General features: G+C 41.5%; 16 protein-coding genes. 11 read left to right on the top strand and 5 right to left on the bottom strand.

All coding sequences use genetic code 11. The features are described 5' to 3' along the window. Nucleotides 1-17 precede the first annotated feature (17 nt). From QL229_RS14750 to QL229_RS14730, 5 genes are all read left to right on the top strand, one after another. Nucleotides 18-335: a cupredoxin domain-containing protein gene (locus tag QL229_RS14750; protein WP_138558418.1), complete on the top strand. Its 318-nt coding sequence runs from the start codon at nucleotides 18-20 to the stop codon at nucleotides 333-335. Next, entirely contained in the window at nucleotides 322-1,068 is a 747-nt protein-coding gene (locus QL229_RS14745) for an iron transporter (protein ID WP_135926696.1), read from the top strand. Before QL229_RS14750 ends, QL229_RS14745 begins: the two co-directional genes overlap by 14 nt. Continuing rightward, nucleotides 1,056-1,760, top strand: coding sequence for a hypothetical protein (locus QL229_RS14740; protein ID WP_135926697.1), 705 nt, complete (start codon nucleotides 1,056-1,058; stop codon nucleotides 1,758-1,760). The genes QL229_RS14745 and QL229_RS14740 overlap by 13 nt, the downstream gene beginning before the upstream one ends. A gap of 201 nt (nucleotides 1,761-1,961) precedes the next feature. Continuing rightward, nucleotides 1,962-2,171, top strand: coding sequence for a cold-shock protein (locus tag QL229_RS14735; protein ID WP_036972536.1), 210 nt, complete (start codon nucleotides 1,962-1,964; stop codon nucleotides 2,169-2,171). A 173-nt stretch (nucleotides 2,172-2,344) separates the two neighbouring features. Further along, nucleotides 2,345-3,046, top strand: a complete 702-nt coding sequence (locus QL229_RS14730) for a transporter substrate-binding domain-containing protein (protein WP_281547120.1) — start codon at nucleotides 2,345-2,347, stop codon at nucleotides 3,044-3,046. 2 nt (nucleotides 3,047-3,048) lie between these two features. Here the strand turns inward: QL229_RS14730 and QL229_RS14725 are convergent, their stop codons facing one another. The 3 genes from QL229_RS14725 to udk form a co-directional block, all read right to left on the bottom strand. After that, the gene (locus QL229_RS14725; protein WP_135926699.1) at nucleotides 3,049-3,774 is read right to left on the bottom strand and encodes a transporter substrate-binding domain-containing protein; all 726 of its coding nucleotides are present in this window, start codon (nucleotides 3,772-3,774) and stop codon (nucleotides 3,049-3,051) included. Nucleotides 3,775-3,932: 158 nt separating this feature from the next. Further along, complete coding sequence (locus QL229_RS14720) at nucleotides 3,933-5,156, bottom strand: NupC/NupG family nucleoside CNT transporter (protein WP_135926700.1); 1,224 nt, start codon at nucleotides 5,154-5,156, stop codon at nucleotides 3,933-3,935. Between the two features lie 18 nt (nucleotides 5,157-5,174). Continuing rightward, nucleotides 5,175-5,804, bottom strand: coding sequence for a uridine kinase (gene udk, locus QL229_RS14715; RefSeq protein ID WP_135926701.1), 630 nt, complete (start codon nucleotides 5,802-5,804; stop codon nucleotides 5,175-5,177). 191 nt (nucleotides 5,805-5,995) lie between these two features. Between udk and QL229_RS14710 the strand changes: the two genes are divergently transcribed. The 4 genes from QL229_RS14710 (at nucleotide 5,996) to QL229_RS14695 (ending at nucleotide 9,714) form a co-directional block, all read left to right on the top strand. Next, nucleotides 5,996-7,225, top strand: a complete 1,230-nt coding sequence (locus tag QL229_RS14710; RefSeq protein ID WP_281547119.1) for a phosphopentomutase — start codon at nucleotides 5,996-5,998, stop codon at nucleotides 7,223-7,225. Continuing rightward, entirely contained in the window at nucleotides 7,225-7,926 is a 702-nt protein-coding gene (gene deoD / locus QL229_RS14705; protein ID WP_036972525.1) for a purine-nucleoside phosphorylase, read from the top strand. Before QL229_RS14710 ends, deoD begins: the two co-directional genes overlap by 1 nt. A 211-nt stretch (nucleotides 7,927-8,137) precedes the next feature. Beyond that, nucleotides 8,138-8,878, top strand: a complete 741-nt coding sequence (locus tag QL229_RS14700; RefSeq protein ID WP_135926703.1) for a ferredoxin--NADP reductase — start codon at nucleotides 8,138-8,140, stop codon at nucleotides 8,876-8,878. A 71-nt stretch (nucleotides 8,879-8,949) separates the two neighbouring features. Further along, nucleotides 8,950-9,714, top strand: coding sequence for a nuclear transport factor 2 family protein (locus QL229_RS14695; RefSeq protein ID WP_281547118.1), 765 nt, complete (start codon nucleotides 8,950-8,952; stop codon nucleotides 9,712-9,714). A 453-nt stretch (nucleotides 9,715-10,167) separates the two neighbouring features. On the opposite strand, the gene QL229_RS14690 is transcribed toward QL229_RS14695, so the two are convergent. After that, on the bottom strand, nucleotides 10,168-11,058 hold the full coding sequence (locus tag QL229_RS14690; RefSeq protein WP_135926705.1) for a tetratricopeptide repeat protein: 891 nt from the start codon (nucleotides 11,056-11,058) through the stop codon (nucleotides 10,168-10,170). A 272-nt stretch (nucleotides 11,059-11,330) separates the two neighbouring features. Here QL229_RS14690 and QL229_RS14685 point away from each other — a divergent pair, with 272 nt between their 5' ends. After that, the gene (locus QL229_RS14685) at nucleotides 11,331-12,704 is read left to right on the top strand and encodes a GAF domain-containing sensor histidine kinase (protein WP_281547117.1); all 1,374 of its coding nucleotides are present in this window, start codon (nucleotides 11,331-11,333) and stop codon (nucleotides 12,702-12,704) included. 63 nt (nucleotides 12,705-12,767) lie between these two features. Here the strand turns inward: QL229_RS14685 and QL229_RS14680 are convergent, their stop codons facing one another. Further along, nucleotides 12,768-13,025 carry a hypothetical protein gene (locus QL229_RS14680; protein WP_063703943.1) on the bottom strand — a complete coding sequence of 86 codons (258 nt, stop codon included), beginning with the start codon at nucleotides 13,023-13,025 and terminating at the stop codon, nucleotides 12,768-12,770. Between the two features lie 264 nt (nucleotides 13,026-13,289). Between QL229_RS14680 and katG the strand changes: the two genes are divergently transcribed. Next, nucleotides 13,290-15,467, top strand: a complete 2,178-nt coding sequence (gene katG / locus QL229_RS14675; protein WP_281547116.1) for a catalase/peroxidase HPI — start codon at nucleotides 13,290-13,292, stop codon at nucleotides 15,465-15,467. The last annotated feature ends 524 nt before the right edge of the window (nucleotides 15,468-15,991 follow it).

Genomic DNA, 15,991 nt, shown 5'->3' with positions numbered 1-15,991 from the left:
GGATTGCTGCACTGTCTATGTTATTGTGTATGTCATCTTGGCTTGCTTGTGCCAAAGAATACAAACTGATCTTAAAAGATCATTTGTTTTATCCCGCTGAAATAAAAGTACCTGCCAATAAAAAGCTACGTTTACTCATCGAAAATCAAGATAGCACTCCTGAAGAGTTCGATAGCTTTGATTTAAACCGCGAAAAAGTGCTTTATCCTGGCCGAACCAGTGTGATTTATATCGGCCCACTAAGCCCTGGCCGTTATGACTTTTTTGGCGAATTTTCTCCTAATACGGCCCGAGGAACGGTTGTGGCTACGGAGGTAGATAATGCTGATAACTAGTTTATTAATGAGCATTAATCAGCTTTTACCGGTTGTGATTTTAGCCGTGTTACTCAGGTTGATAGTACCTCTTAATCAGCGACAATTAGGTCTATATGCTGTTATTGGCACCATTATTAGTTTGCTATTTGTACAAGGTGCGGCGACGATGAGCCAGTTGTTTGAACACCGTGGTTTAGAGTTCATTCAAATGTTGCTATGTATCATGATTTTTGTTGCTGCATTAATCAGTTGTCAACAAAACACTGTAGCCGCCGCTGCTGCTCTCATTGCAACAATGACCCTATATTTGAGCCATTACATGATTTACCTAGTCAGTTTTTGGCACAATAAAGATGCTGCTGAGCCTTTACTGCTTGGCACTTTTCTAGGAATAGGAATTTGTGTCAGCTTTGGTATTTTATTGTTCTTTTTGCTGGAAAGTGTTGCCAGACGAGCAAAAATGCAGCCATTGATTGTATTGCTTGCCTTAAATGCAACAGCAAAGTTATTAATATTTCTTGATTTAGCGAGTCAGGTCGATTTAATTGATGTGACTTCAAGCTATCTAGATTGGCGCAACTTTTTAGCCGAAAACTCAGAACTTGGCCGGGTGCTAAAAGCCTTAGTCGGTTACGAAGCCACGCCAAGTAAAACCGCGCTTTGGGTATATGTAATTGCGAGCGCCGTATTTATTGCCTTGGCTCGCGCTCTAAAAGTTAAACATAAAAAGGAGCCTGTATGCGGTTCTTAATAATCAGTTTTAGCTATCTGTTTGCAATTTGCTTTGCACACGTTGTCCATGCAGATGGCATGGTCGTTGATAAAGTATATCACCCTTACGTGTTACCTTTTGAACGTGAAGTTGAGTGGCGTTTAGTGTCTAGGCAAACCGATAACGGTAATGTGCTTGCACAGCGCGCAGGTTTTGGTGGTGCAATTAACGACACCATGAGCCTTGAAGGGTATTTAGTTGGCGAGCGCGATGATAACGGTGACTTTGGCTTATCTTCATATGAGGTGGAGTTACGTTGGCAACTTGTAGAACAAGGGCGTTTATGGGCAGATTGGGGGGCATTATTTGAACTTGAAAAGCAGCACACTATAGATGCATACGAAGCGACGACTGGCTTTTTATGGGAAAAAGAGTTTGGTCGTACTAGCCTGACTATGAATGCATTTTTAGTGTATGAGTGGGGGGCTGATATAGAAAATGAATGGGAAAGTGAGTTCCGTTTGCAGTACCGTTATCGCTATCGCTCTGCATTTCAGCCATCAATAGAAGTTTATGCTGGCGAGGACTTTTTTGGTGTGGGCCCTGGTTTTATTGGTTTGCATCGTTTTAGTGCGAAGCGTCAATTAAAATGGGAAGCAGGATTTATAAGCGAATTATCGCAATCAGGCCGCGACCATAGCTTTCGCTTGGCTTTAGAGTTTGAGTTTTAATTTCGATAGTGTTTGACTTATTCAAGTAACTCTATATAGTAGGCACCAGCTAGAAAGAAAGCGTGTAATTAATAAATCTTTATTTCGTTGTTGTATAAGTAATACTTGTAGTACCGTCCTGAAGTTTTTAAGTACCATCTCATTTTTTGCTACACCCGCCCATTAGGGCATGTTTAATTTTTTTATATCAGGAATAATACTATGTCTAACATCGTATCAGGTACAGTTAAGTGGTTTAACGAATCTAAAGGTTTTGGTTTCATCGAGCAAGAAAATGGCCCAGACGTGTTTGCACACTTCAGCGCTATCAAAAGCGACGGTTTCAAAACTTTAGCTGAAGGCCAACGTGTAGAGTTCACTCTTTCACAAGGTCAAAAAGGCCCACAAGCGGATAACATCACTCCGTTATAATATTTGCTGAAAAGTAAATATTAAGAAGAAGCAAGCTACGGCTTGCTTTTTTTGTGCCTAAAAATTGACTGAAGATATGAATATTTCTATATTTAATTCGGCTATCTAATGAGGATGTACGAATTATCATAAAGTATTTGTTTTTAGCTTGTCTTAGCTTTGCTCCGAGTTTGATGGCAAAACAAACTATCACCATTTATACAGAGCAATTTCCACCCTATAACTTTTCCAACAAAGGTCACCTAGAGGGTATTAACCTAGAGTTTGTTAGGGCAATGTGTGTGGATGCAGAGATTGAGTGTCAATTTGAGCTATTGCCTTGGCCTAGAGCCTATCATTTAGCGCAAAAAAAGCCATTGTCTGGTTTAGTGTCAACTGCGCGTATTACCGACAGAGAAGCACTATTTAATTGGATAGGCCCGCTTGCGTCATCAAAAAACTTCTTTTATCGCCTCAAATCTAATGAGCACATCAACCCGCGTGACCTAGCACAAGTAAAAGAATATAGCGTATGTACTGTTAGAGAGAGTATTTACGAAAACTTTTTAGAGAGCTTAGGGTTTAAAGCAGATAAGAACTTATTAAAAGTAAGTCATTACTACGAATGTATAAATCTGTTTTTAAAAAACAAAGTTGAACTAATTGTTGGCTCTGAGTTGTCATTCCGGTATTTATTAATGCAATACGGCCATTATGGGCAAGAGGTTGTCAAACTGGTTGAGTTACCGCTTGAGAGAACACAAGGTAACTTTTTAGCTCTTAATAAAGATATCCCTGATGAGGTATTATCAAAACTACAGGCAAGTTATGATCGATTGATTCAGCGCGGTTTACTCGAAAAATATATTGCAGATTATTTTGTCCCAATAGAGTAAAGCTAGTTTGTTGTCATCATCACGTTTTGGTATTGGGTTGTTTTTGAAACCTCAACAAACGCTTGTTTAAGCGCCTTAATATAGCTTGGCTGCGTATTTAGGCTTGCAGCTAAATAACCTTTCATAGTTAAAAAGTCGATAGCGTAAGCAAAGCTAAAGCGAGCCTCATCTAGTGCTAGCTGCTCAGCCATTGCACTTATATAATTTTTATCATCAATAATTAAATCGACCTTGCCCGCCATTAATAACTGATATGATTTAGTGATGTCTGAGGTATATACCACGACATAACCTCGCTCAGTTAAGCGCTGAGCAGCTAGGTCATGTCGTTGCACGGCAATCTTGTATTGTTTAGCCTGCTCGTTTGAGGTGATGTTTATATCGCTGCGAGAGCTTAATTTAACAAAGCCCATTTGATAAGTTGCTATTTCTCCAATCCAATGAAATAGAGCTTCTCGTTCGGGAGTTTTAGCCATGCTAAAAATAAGTGTGTTCGGTTTCTTTAGTGCCATGTTGTAAGCACGTGCCCACGGATAGAGCTCAATATTTGCCTGTAAATTTGCTTTAGCAAAAATAGCTTTGACTAACTCGGTGCTGTCACCTGTTACTTGATTATTAATTAACGTTTGATTTGGCGGAGAAAGCTCAGTGACAACCGTAAGTGTAGGTGTACTGAAGGCAGGCCAACTGAGAAAAAATATCAGTATAAAAAGTTGAAAACGGTTCATGCGGATACTTAAAAAGACTTAGTAAATAAATCTTAGCACATAAAAACGATAAAAGGGCCTTGCGGCCCTTGGTGAAGTATCGTTCAAGTCAGATAGACCTTTAACCCCTTAAAGTTCTATCCTATTGTTTTGCAACTACGGCTCATCTCATTAAGTTTCTAAGCTAGCGAGAGGAAAAAACCTGCAATTGCTGCACTCATGAGGTTAGCCATAGATCCTGCTAACACTGCTCTGAGCCCTAAGCGTGCGATATCCTTTCGCCGACCAGGCGCCATACCGCCCAATCCACCTAGTAAAATTGCTATCGATGATAAGTTAGCAAACCCACATAACGCGAATGTGACAATCGCTTGTGTGTGCGCGCTTAACGTATCGCGATAATTAATAAAGTCGAGGTAAGCAACAAATTCGTTAACTACAACCTTCTGACCTATAAAACTGCCTGCGATTACTGCTTCGTTCCACGGTACACCTAATAACCATGCCACTGGAGCGAATACGTAACCTAAAATTTCTTGTAGCGTTAATGTTGGGTGATCAAACCAACCACCAATACCGCCTAATAGCCCATTTAGAAGTGCAATAAGTGCTACGAAAGCAAGTAACATCGCACCTACATTTAGTGCTAGTTGCATACCGTTTGCGGCACCTGATGCTGCTGCATCAATTACGTTAACCGGTTTTTCTTCTTGTATCTCTAAATCTGCTAAATCTTCTTTTGGTGTTTCTGTCTCTGGCACAATCATTTTTGCCATCAAGAAGCCACCCGGTGCTGCCATAAAGCTGGCTGCAATTAAGTATTTAAGCTCTACACCAATTGTTACGTAACCTGCCATAACTGAACCAGCTACGGTAGCAAGGCCACCTACCATTACCGCAAATAGCTCTGACTTAGTCATGCTGGCGATAAATGGTTTAACAATCAATGGTGCTTCTGTTTGGCCAACGAAAATATTGGCGGTTGCAGAAAGCGATTCAGGGCGCGAGGTTTTCAATAGCTTTTGTAAGCCGCCGCCTAGAATCTTGATTATCCAATCCATCACCCCGATGTGATACAACACAGCAACCAGTGCTGAGAAGAACACAATAACGGGCAATACTTGTATCGCAAAAATAAACCCTAAGGTATCTTGCGATGCCAGTGAGCCAAACAAGAAGCTAATCCCGTCATTGGCATAACCAATAACTGATGACACTCCTCGAGACATACTTGCCAGTACGTTTTTACCCACTTCGAAGAACAAGACAAAGCCACCAATTAGCACTTGTAGCAAGAAGGCGATGCCTACTGTTCTTAAATTAATTGCTTTACGGTTCGTTGAAGCCGCGAAAGCAATGGCTAGTAGCACAACAATGCCTACTAAGCTCATAAATGTCGTCATACTGACTATTTCCCGTTGTTATTGTTGCAGTAAATATTTTATTTTACTTTTAATTATATCAATGGCAACGCGATTCATACCGCCGCGTGTGACTACGAGATCAGCTTTGTGCTTTGATGGCTCAATAAACTGATAAAACATAGGTCGCACTGTCGCTTGATATTGATCAACAACGGACTGTAATGTTCTGCCACGCTGCTCCATATCTCGTTGCATACGGCGCATAAGGCAGATATCTAACGGTGTATCAATGAACACCTTAATATCAAATTCTTTTCGAAGTGCCGGATCACTCAGTAGCAAAATACCTTCAACGATAAGTACTTTTGCAGGTGCCACTCGACGCGATTCATCGCTGCGGGTGTGCATTGCATAGTCATAAGTTGGTACGTCTACTGATTTTCCAGCGCGCAACTGAAGTAAGTGCTCATGCAAAAGCTCATGCTCGAAAGCATCAGGATGGTCGTAATTTGTTTGCGTTCGATGGTCAAACGGCAAATGCGACTGATCTTTGTAATAAGCATCTTCTTCGATCACTGCGATCGCGCCCGGTTCAAGCTCATTGACTAATTCGTTATAAATCGTCTTGCTAAAAAGAGACTTGCCCGACGCAGATGCGCCAGCAATAGCTATAATTGTTCGTGTCACTAAAGTTCTCGCCCACACAGAAGGAAACATTGTTAGGTAGATCACAATAGCAAAAAAGACACGATTAATCTCTTTTGCTTCGCTTAGAGATGCAAATTTATAATGTTTCTGTTTTATGAAACAGGACTTATGTCCTGTACCAAAAATTCGAAGAGCATATAAAGTAGCCACATATTGATAACGAGGTACCCATGGCAAGAGCACTTATCTTAATGGCAGATAGCCTAGGAATTGGCGCAGCACCCGACGCAGAGAAGTTTGGTGATGTAGGCGCAAATACCTTTGCTCATTTACTTAAAGCCTATGCAGAAGAAACCGGTGAGCAGTTATCGCTACCTAATCTTACCCGTTTAGGTTTAGCTGATGCATGCGAAGCCGCAGGTAAAGAACCTTGTTTAGTCAGTGACCGCCAAGCACCTATTGCCGCATGGGGTTACGCTAAAGAGTTGTCAAGTGGTAAAGACACGCCTTCAGGTCATTGGGAAATGGCCGGCGTACCTGTGTTATTTGATTGGGGTTACTTCCCAAACACACAGCCGTGTTTTCCACAAGAATTTGTTGACGAGCTAATTGCTCGTGCTGGTATTCCGGGCATTTTAGGTAACTGCTATGCCTCAGGAACAACCATTTTAGAACAACTAGGTGAAGAGCACATGCAAACCGGCATGCCGATTTGCTACACCTCAGTTGATAGCGTGTTTCAAATAGCCGCGCACGAAGAATCATTTGGACTGGAGAAACTTTATCAGGTTTGCGAAATCGCACGGGCGCTGCTTGATGAAATGAACATAGGAAGAGTGATTGCGCGGCCATTTTTGGGTTCGAGCCGTGACGATTTTGCCCGCACAGGTAATCGTCGTGACTATTCGGTGCTACCACCGTCGCCAACCTTGCTTGATAAATTATCGCAAGACGGCGGTGAAGTGATAAGTATTGGTAAAATTGCCGATATTTATGCGCATCAAGGCATCACCCAAAAACATAAAGCACCAGGGCTGATGAACTTACTTGAGAAAACCTCAGAAGTCATCGCAAGTGCACCTGATCATAGTTTGATTTTTACAAACTTAGTTGATTTTGATGAAAAGTACGGTCATCGCCGTAATGCAGTCGGCTATGCTAAAGCATTAAAAGAGTTTGATGATTACCTACCAACCATCTTAAATCAGCTAAATAGCGATGATGTGTTAATCATCACTGCCGATCACGGATGTGATCCAACAGCAGCAGGTACTGACCATACACGTGAATACGTGCCAGTCCTTGCTTACCAACCGGGAATGACAAACACCCCGCTTGGAGAACGAGCTAGTTTTGCAGACATAGGTCAAACCCTTGCCCAGTGGTTTAATCTTCCTGCACTTGAATACGGTGATAGCTTTAAAAATGAGCTATTAGCGAACAAAAAAGGAAACCAATAATGAGTACTCCTCATATCAGTGCCAATGTAGGCGAATTTGCAGAAACGGTATTAATGCCGGGTGATCCGCTTCGCGCTCAATACATTGCTGAAAACTTTTTAGATGACGCAAAACAAGTAACAGGCGTTCGTAATATGTATGGTTTTACCGGTACCTACAAAGGTAAACCAGTGAGTATTATGGGCTCTGGGATGGGTATTCCATCAATGTCAATTTATGCCCGTGAATTGATCGTTAGTTACGGCGTTAAAAATCTAATTCGTATTGGTACCTGTGGCGGTATTGGTAGCGACATCAAAATCCGTGACGTTATCTTTGCACAAGGTGCAAGCACAGATTCAAATGTAAACCGTGCACGCGTGCGTGGTTACGACTTTGCGGCTATTGCTGATTTTGGTTTATTACTTAACGGCGTAAACGCAGCAAAAGAATTAGGCATTGAAGCAAAGGTAGGTAATGTATTTACTACAGATACATTCTATCAAGCAGATAACACATTCTATCAAGAATTAGACAAGCTAGGCGTACTTGCTGTTGATATGGAAACAGCTGGCATGTACGGCGTAGCCGCTGAGTATGGCGCAAAAGCGATGGCACTATTTACTGTTAGTGACCACGTAATCACTGGTGAAGCAACACCAAGTGAAGAGCGTCAAAGCACTTTTAACGAAATGGTTAAAATTGCTTTAGAATCAATTTAAATAAGTTCCTTGGTAACGTATTCACTGAAATTTGGAAACACGCCCAAAGTGAAGTGAGACTAACCTCAAAGCCGCATTTATGCGGCTTTTTTTATAGCTGCGTATTTATCTCGCATAAAATCCAGTTTGCATCTCGCAACTCCCCCTTAAAACTTGAAAATTAAAGCAATTGTTGCCACCTTTAATAGAGGAACAATACTCGAGGGTTTATATGTCTAATTGGATTGAAGCAAAAGTTAAAGACGTTAAATGGTGGACCGACTCATTATTTAGCTTAATTGTTAATGCCGATGTAGAGCCATTCACGGCTGGGCAGTTTACAAAGCTTGCAATGCAAGTGGGTGATAAACGCGTAGCACGCGCATATTCTTACGTGAATGCACCAAATAATCCTGATCTTGAGTTTTATCTGATTAATGTTAAAGACGGACAACTTTCTCAACAGCTTGCACAATTAAAGCCGGGCGACTCAGTAACAATTGAGCGTCGTGCTACAGGCTTTTTTACCCTTGATGAAGTGCCAAGCAGTGAACAGCTATATATGCTGAGCACAGGAACGGCACTTGGACCTTTTATTTCAATATTAGAGCAGGGTGAAGTGTGGCAAAAGTTTGAGCATGTTCATTTGGTGCATGGTGTACGTTTTAACGAGGACTTAAGCTATCAAGAGCGAATCAAAGCGCTACAGCATCAGTACCCAAATCTTTACTATTCGCCTGTAGTCAGCCGAGAGTCAGCCACAGTGGGATTTAATGGCCGGATCACGGATGTGATCAAAGACCGTCGTTTATTTCAAGTTATAGACCGTCCTGTAGCTCCCGACACCACACAGTTTATGATTTGCGGTAATCCAGAAATGGTAAAAGATACTACAGCTATTTTGTTAGAGCTTGGTTTTAGCCGCAATAGACGTCGTGAACCTGGGCAGATCACAGTAGAGCAATATTGGTAAAAAACTATGCCAAACAGCTATAATTTGCTACCTTAGCGCCTTTATTGAGGCATGATGCATTTAGGAAAATTATGAAACCGTTATTTTTTGCCATCAGTTTACTATTCACATGGCAGGTTTTTGCTAGTGACCAAACTAGTGAACAAAGCCAGCAACAAACCGAACAAAAAACAGAAAAGAAAGATGTTGCACGTTTAGAATTTATTGAAGACAAAGCTACAGAGAGCGAAAGCTCTGCGGTAATTACAAGCCAAACTGAAGTAACTAAACCAGAAGCCGTTAATAAGGACACTGAAAAGAAAGAAGCAGCAACCGCGACGGTTGCCGAAGCTGATGATAGTAAGGTAATAGGCTCTGTTAACCCGGCACCTGCTGTGCAACCTAAAACCGCAGCTGAAAAGCAAGAAGCAGTTGCTGAAGCAACAAAAGCAGTAAACCAAGCTAAAGAAGCCTTAACAGCCAAACAGCAAGAAAAAGCTCGTCAGTCACGAGAATCTATGGCTGTAATCGAGCAAGTTATTGCAGCGTACAACGCTCGTAATATCGATGCATTTATCAAAATGTATGATGAAAATGTAGAGTTTTATACGTTTCCTAATGAGCTTATGTTTACCGGTAAAGAAAAGCTAATTGCACGATACGGTATTATGTTTAAAAAATTAAAGTGCATTAAGTCTTCACCGATAAAACGTATTGTGCACGGTAATATAGTGATTGATCATGAACTATCAGAGACTTGTTCTGAGGATCCCAAAGTCGTTGATAAGCGAGCCGAGTTTGTAACTAGTTATCAAGTCGAAAACGGCAAAATAACCAAAGTGTTATTCTTTCGATAGAAAAAAGAGCAGCCTAGCTGCTCTTTTTTTATGGGTGAAAGTTAGTGGGTTCAAGTTAGCAAGAGTAAAGTTAGCAAGTTACAAGGGGAAAGATGCGAGTAACGAGGTGCGAGTCTGTAGCAGCGATTTTACATCGCGTCCTAGGGCCTAAATCCTAGCTCCTATGACGCGGGATAAACCCGCTGCTACACGTAGTCATGAAACTTGTTTCGCGCGTCTGACTGACCGCTCATTTCTACGTTCAATTCGGCACTAAAGTACCTCCTACAATGCCTCGAACAAGGTCTTCATTGCAGAGAAAAACACTCGAACTAACCAACCCCTCCGTTCGACTGACATCTAATATCTGACCTCTAACGGCTAAAAGCCAGCGATTTTACATCGCGTCCTAGCACCTAGCACCTAAATCCTAGAGCCTACAGCGGGATAAACCCGCTGCTACATGGGGTTAGGCTAAACCGTTTCATTTAACAACGAATTAAAGCTGTCGTTGTCGTGAAGGCTGGCAAAAGCGCTTTCGTGTAATAGCTCATTACGAAGGTTTGGTGAGTATTCAAGTGCCATACGAATATCGGCCATCGCATCAGCATGTTTATGAAGTAATGCATAAGCACACGCACGTTGCCAGTATGCATAGCCATAGTCACTGTCTATTTCGAGGGCTTGATTACATAGCTCAATAGCCTCACCCGTTTCATTAATTTCTAACAGTGCATCTGCTTTATAAGCAATCGCTTCTACGTCTTCAGGTTTACGTTTTAATATCTCGTCAAAAATCTCTACTTTATTTGCAACATCACTTTCTAAGTTAGCACGCATCCACAGTGAATGAACTTCGTTAGTGATCGAGATTTTTTGCTGATTTAATAAGATCTCTTCAGATCGCTCACGTAGTTTTTCTTCAAGAACTTTTAAGCGCTCTTCGTATTCTTTAGTGATGGCACTAACACGCGTATTTACAATATCTTCTACTTTGTTTTTCACATCACGCAGTGAATTCCAACCAACTAAAACCAAAATTGAGGCTGTAATTGTAATAATGAAAAACACATTATTGATGGTGTCTGTCGTGTAGGTTAACGCGCGATCGGCTGTATCTAACTGTGTATGAGTGACTTGCTTAGTGACATCTTCTCTCAGTTTTTGCTGATCTTGGCGAACTGCTTTTAACTCATCAAGAATATAACGCTCTAAAAGAGGCTTATACATTGGTTCTTGAAGGTTATTCAGTGCTTGTTGTTGTTCGGCTTCACTAAGGGCTGGGCGGTTTTCAGGTTCATTTTGGGCTGCCGCTAGCGTATGAAAGCTCATTAAAAAAGTGATTAAAATTAAGATATAACGCATAACTTATTTATGTTTAGTGAATTCTAAGTTCACTTTAACATGCGTGAGCACTGGGGACTAGGCAAAAAAAAGCCAACTCGGGGGAGAGCTGGCCAAACTGCTTAAACAACATAAAGTCGTAAGGGGTATCAACAGGAGTTAGGTATAAATATACCTGTGTCTATCTGAACAACCACTTAATACTAAAAGGTTTTTTAAAAATTCAAAGTAAGTCTTTAAGAATGGCTATGTTCGTCTAGACTTAAGTTGATGTAAAACTAAAAGGTGATGGTATGCGCCAACAACTAGTCCAACTGCTCTATGGAGTATCAATTTCCTCTGATCTTGACAGTGGCAATGTTGAATTAGCTGAACGCTTAATCCTTAATGCTGTTCTTGATGGCCTAGAAATAGGCAGAGCTGGGATCTGGCTTTTAAATGCCGAAAACACCGCCATTGAATGCCGATTATTACTTGATAGAGAAAATAATCAGGAAATTCAGACACTGGTTCTTCCACGCGATGCATATCCAGCATATTTTAAAGCGCTCGATACCCAGCGAACGATCACCGCAGAAGATGCCCATACCGATCCAGCCACCTTTGAGTTTAGTGAAAGCTACCTGAAACCGCTTAATATTGGCGCTATGCTCGATGCGCCGATTCGCTATAAAGGTAAAATGATCGGAATATTTTGTTGTGAGCATATTGGTGGAGCAAGGCACTGGAGTGAAGATGAGTGTTCATTTATCGGTGCATTAGCAGATTTATATGGCAGAGCACTGTCGGCTCAAGAAAATGAACGAACCAATGCAAAGCTTGAACGTGCCAATCAATTATTAGAGCAGCGGGTGGCAGAGCGTACTCGCACGCTCGAAGTGACCTTATCTGAATTGACGACCATGCAAGAAAAGTTGATCGAATCAGAAAAAATGGCTTCGCTTGGTAACCTTGTAGCGGGTATAGCACATGAAGTAAATACCCCAATTGGCATTGCAGTCACCGCGAATAGCTCCGCAAAAGATAAACTTAATACCTTAAATAAATTAATAGAGTCTAATACCTTAACTAAAACGGCATTACTTGAAGGAATGAATCACTTAAATGAATGTTTTAAGATTTCTTTTGCAAATCTTGAGCGCGCGGCAAAGCTAATTAGTGATTTTAAGCAAACTGCTGTTGACCAATCATCTTTGAACTTACTTGAAACAAACATCAAAGACTACCTTGAAAATATTTTACATAGTTTAATGCCATTGACCCGAAGTCATAATATCGAAGTCGATATTCAATGTAATGACGACCTTAAGCTAATAACTGTACCTGGGGCATTAAGCCAAATTTTTCTGAATCTTGTTAACAACAGTTGTGTACATGGGTTTGTGGGCAGAGATCAAAATAAAATAACAATATCAGTAACCGTTGATAAACAAAGCGATACCTACTCTATTTGCTATTTAGACAATGGACATGGCATGAGTGAAGATGTAATGCATAAAGTGTTTGAGCCATTCTTCACCACCAAACGTGGCAATGGCGGTAGTGGTTTGGGTATGTCGATAGTTTATAACCTTGCAACGCAAGCACTGCAAGGTGAAGTGAGCATCGATAGCAAGCCAAATAACGGCGTTACTGTCACCTTCAAACTACCTATGAAACTCGCATAACTAATTAATTTTTAAACAAGTTGCAGGCTAAATAATCTGGTGACTGGGTAATAAAATTAAAAATTAATCAGTTTGCTTGGCAAGACAAGAAATATCTGAGCATTTGTTGTCTTTGCAAAACTGTTTTATGCGTTTTTTAGAATATAAATAATTAATGCTTAAAGGTGTGATTAACAACGCCAGCCAAAACAATACTGAGCTTCTAAAGGTTAGCCCGACAAGCGAAGCAACTACCAGCCCCGTTAACATCAAAATAGGCAGATTGGCGATAAAAAAGTTAATGCTTAGTTGTCTAGCAACGTCAGGATTAATGGTTTTCATAAGGGCTACTCGCTGTTTAATAATACCCTTATAAAATGGACGGTTTTGCAAAATGAATCAAATCAGATTTTTCTATCGGTGCAATCGATTTAAAACCATGTTCTTAATCTAGCTTTATCAAAGTACAACTCCTATAGTTTTAAACAACAGGAACTTATTTGCTATTAGTTATTCATAACTATTAGAAAATCTCTCTTTATGACGAAAGGAATAAAAGCGACTTTTTAGCGTTTCGTCATATTTTTAGCTTATGAGGAGCACATAATGAGTAATGGAAAAACGGGCCAGTGCCCGGTAATGCATGGTAGTAACACTGTCACCGCTCAATCAAATACCGACTGGTGGCCAAACGCACTCAATTTCGACATTCTTCATCAACACGACAGCAAAACGAATCCTTACGGCAAAGACTTTAATTACGCAGAAGCATTCAAATCTCTTGACCTTGAAGCCGTTAAAACCGATTTAAAAAACCTAATGACCGAAAGCCAAGAATGGTGGCCTGCTGACTGGGGCCATTACGGTGGTTTAATGATCCGTATGGCGTGGCACTCTGCGGGTTCATACCGTTTAGAAGATGGTCGCGGCGGCGGTGGTACGGGTAACCAACGCTTTGCACCATTAAATTCATGGCCAGATAACGCCAACTTAGATAAAGCACGTCGTTTACTTTGGCCAATTAAAAAGAAATACGGTAACAAACTTTCTTGGGCTGATTTAATGATCTTAGCCGGTAATATGGCTTACGAATCAATGGGTTTAAAAACTTTTGGCTTTGCGGGTGGTCGCGAAGATATTTGGCATCCAGAAAAAGACGTTTACTGGGGCGCTGAAAAAGAATGGTTAGCACCTAGTGATGAGCGCTATTCAAATGTAGAAAAACCAGACACTATGGAAAACCCATTGGCAGCAGTACAAATGGGCTTAATTTATGTAAATCCAGAAGGGGTGAATGGTAATCCTGATCCGCTTAAAACGGCTGAACAAGTTCGCGAAACATTTGCCCGTATGGCAATGAATGACGAAGAAACTGCCGCACTTACAGTGGGTGGTCATACCGTGGGTAAAACTCATGGTAATGGTAGCGAAGAAAACGTTGGCCCTGAGCCAGAAGCGGCTGATGTGTTTGAGCAAGGCCTAGGTTGGAACAATCATAATTCACGCGGTATTGGTCGCGATACCATGACGTCGGGCATCGAAGGCGCGTGGACAACTCACCCAACCAAATGGGATAACGGTTATTGCTACTTGCTGCTTAACTACGAGTGGGAACTTAAGAAGAGCCCAGCAGGTGCATGGCAGTGGGAGCCAATTGATATTAAAGAAGAAGACAAACCAGTTGATGTTGAAGATCCATCAATTCGTTTAAACCCAATCATGACCGACGCCGATATGGCAATGAAGATGGACCCAACCTATCGTAAGATTATCGAGCGTTTTAACGATGATTTTGAATACTTTAGTGATGTGTTTGCACGTGCATGGTTCAAGCTGACGCACCGCGACTTAGGTCCTAAATCACGTTATTTGGGTGCCGATGTACCAAGCGAAGATCTGATCTGGCAAGATCCGATCCCAGCGGTGGATTACACCTTATCAGACAGCGAAATTAGCGAGCTTAAAACCAAGCTACTTAACTGTGGTGTAAGCCAAGCTGATTTAATCACTACAGCATGGGATAGCGCCCGTACTTACCGTGGTTCAGACCATCGTGGTGGTGCAAATGGTGCACGTATTCGCCTAGCGCCGCAAAAAGATTGGCCGGGTAATGAACCAAAGCGTTTAGCTAAAGTATTAAGCGCACTTGAGTCAGTACAAGCGAGTTTAAGTAAACCAGTAAGCCTAGCTGACTTAATTGTTTTAGGTGGTACAGCTGCGGTTGAACAAGCAGCAAAAGCCGCGGGTGTTGATGTAACCGTACCATTTGCGCCGGGTCGTGGTGATGCCACGGACGAGATGACAGATGCAGACTCGTTCGACGTACTTGAGCCAATTCATGATGGTTTCCGCAACTGGCTCAAGGAAGATTACGCTGTTTCAGCAGAAGAGCTAATGTTGGAGCGTACGCAATTAATGGGCTTAACTGCACCAGAAATGACCGCTCTTGTTGGTGGTATGCGTGTACTTGGCACTAACCACGGCGGCTCTAAGCATGGCGTGTTTACAGATAATGTAGGCACACTTAGCACAGACTTTTTCGTAAACCTAACTGACATGGCTTACACATGGAAGCCAACAGGCAATGGTCTTTACGATATTGTCGAGCGCAGCACAGGTGCAACTAAATGGACAGCAACACGCGTTGATTTAGTGTTTGGTTCAAACTCAATCCTACGCTCTTACGCAGAGTTTTACGCACAAGACGACAACAAAGAGCGTTTTGTGAAAGACTTTGTCGACGCATGGGTAAAAGTAATGAATGCCGATCGCTTTGATATTTAATTTAAAATTCCTTTAAGTACAAAGGCTACACAGTGTGTAGCCTTTTTTAATGTAGGGAAGTTAGCGAGTTACAAGGGGAAAGGGGAAAGTTACGAGGGGAAAGAGTAAAGTTACGAGATACGAGATACGAGATACGAGATACGAGATACGAGATACGAGATACGAGATACGAGATACGAGATACGAGATACGAGATACGAGATACGAGATACGAGATAGCAGCGATTTTACATCGCGTCTCAGCGCCTCGGTGCTTTCTATGGTTCCAATAACCTTTTCACAAAGAGAAGTGAATGAGCGGACTTCAGATAATTATTAAATGTATATTAGTCTGCTGGATCTTTTTCTAACCACAGAGGACACAGAGAGCACTGAGTAAGAGAAGGAGAAACCATAATCTCTTTGTAAATATTGTTTTCTCTGTGTAGCGCGCAGCGCCTCTATGTACTTATATGGACTCCCCGTTTTTTGTCAACGGAGTATTTATTAAATAAAGATTAGATGCTGGCTTATATACGGACTCT

Origin of the sequence: Pseudoalteromonas sp. PAR1, from assembly GCF_947311895.1 — a bacterium.
Lineage (GTDB): Bacteria > Pseudomonadota > Gammaproteobacteria > Enterobacterales > Alteromonadaceae > Pseudoalteromonas > Pseudoalteromonas lipolytica_C.
This window is presented reverse-complemented; position numbering and strand designations above follow the sequence as displayed.

Excerpts from the sequence above, each read along its gene's own strand:
- QL229_RS14750 (WP_138558418.1), top strand. The coding sequence starts at position 18 with ATGTTATTGTGTATGTCATCTTGGCTTGCTTGTGCCAAAGAATACAAA.
- QL229_RS14745 (WP_135926696.1), top strand. The coding sequence starts at position 322 with ATGCTGATAACTAGTTTATTAATGAGCATTAATCAGCTTTTACCGGTT.
- QL229_RS14740 (WP_135926697.1), top strand. The coding sequence starts at position 1,056 with ATGCGGTTCTTAATAATCAGTTTTAGCTATCTGTTTGCAATTTGCTTT.
- QL229_RS14735 (WP_036972536.1), top strand. The coding sequence starts at position 1,962 with ATGTCTAACATCGTATCAGGTACAGTTAAGTGGTTTAACGAATCTAAA.
- QL229_RS14730 (WP_281547120.1), top strand. The coding sequence starts at position 2,345 with ATGGCAAAACAAACTATCACCATTTATACAGAGCAATTTCCACCCTAT.
- QL229_RS14725 (WP_135926699.1), bottom strand. The coding sequence starts at position 3,774 with ATGAACCGTTTTCAACTTTTTATACTGATATTTTTTCTCAGTTGGCCT.
- QL229_RS14720 (WP_135926700.1), bottom strand. The coding sequence starts at position 5,156 with ATGACGACATTTATGAGCTTAGTAGGCATTGTTGTGCTACTAGCCATT.
- QL229_RS14710 (WP_281547119.1), top strand. The coding sequence starts at position 5,996 with ATGGCAAGAGCACTTATCTTAATGGCAGATAGCCTAGGAATTGGCGCA.
- deoD (WP_036972525.1), top strand. The coding sequence starts at position 7,225 with ATGAGTACTCCTCATATCAGTGCCAATGTAGGCGAATTTGCAGAAACG.
- QL229_RS14700 (WP_135926703.1), top strand. The coding sequence starts at position 8,138 with ATGTCTAATTGGATTGAAGCAAAAGTTAAAGACGTTAAATGGTGGACC.
- QL229_RS14695 (WP_281547118.1), top strand. The coding sequence starts at position 8,950 with ATGAAACCGTTATTTTTTGCCATCAGTTTACTATTCACATGGCAGGTT.
- QL229_RS14690 (WP_135926705.1), bottom strand. The coding sequence starts at position 11,058 with ATGCGTTATATCTTAATTTTAATCACTTTTTTAATGAGCTTTCATACG.
- QL229_RS14685 (WP_281547117.1), top strand. The coding sequence starts at position 11,331 with ATGCGCCAACAACTAGTCCAACTGCTCTATGGAGTATCAATTTCCTCT.
- QL229_RS14680 (WP_063703943.1), bottom strand. The coding sequence starts at position 13,025 with ATGAAAACCATTAATCCTGACGTTGCTAGACAACTAAGCATTAACTTT.
- katG (WP_281547116.1), top strand. The coding sequence starts at position 13,290 with ATGAGTAATGGAAAAACGGGCCAGTGCCCGGTAATGCATGGTAGTAAC.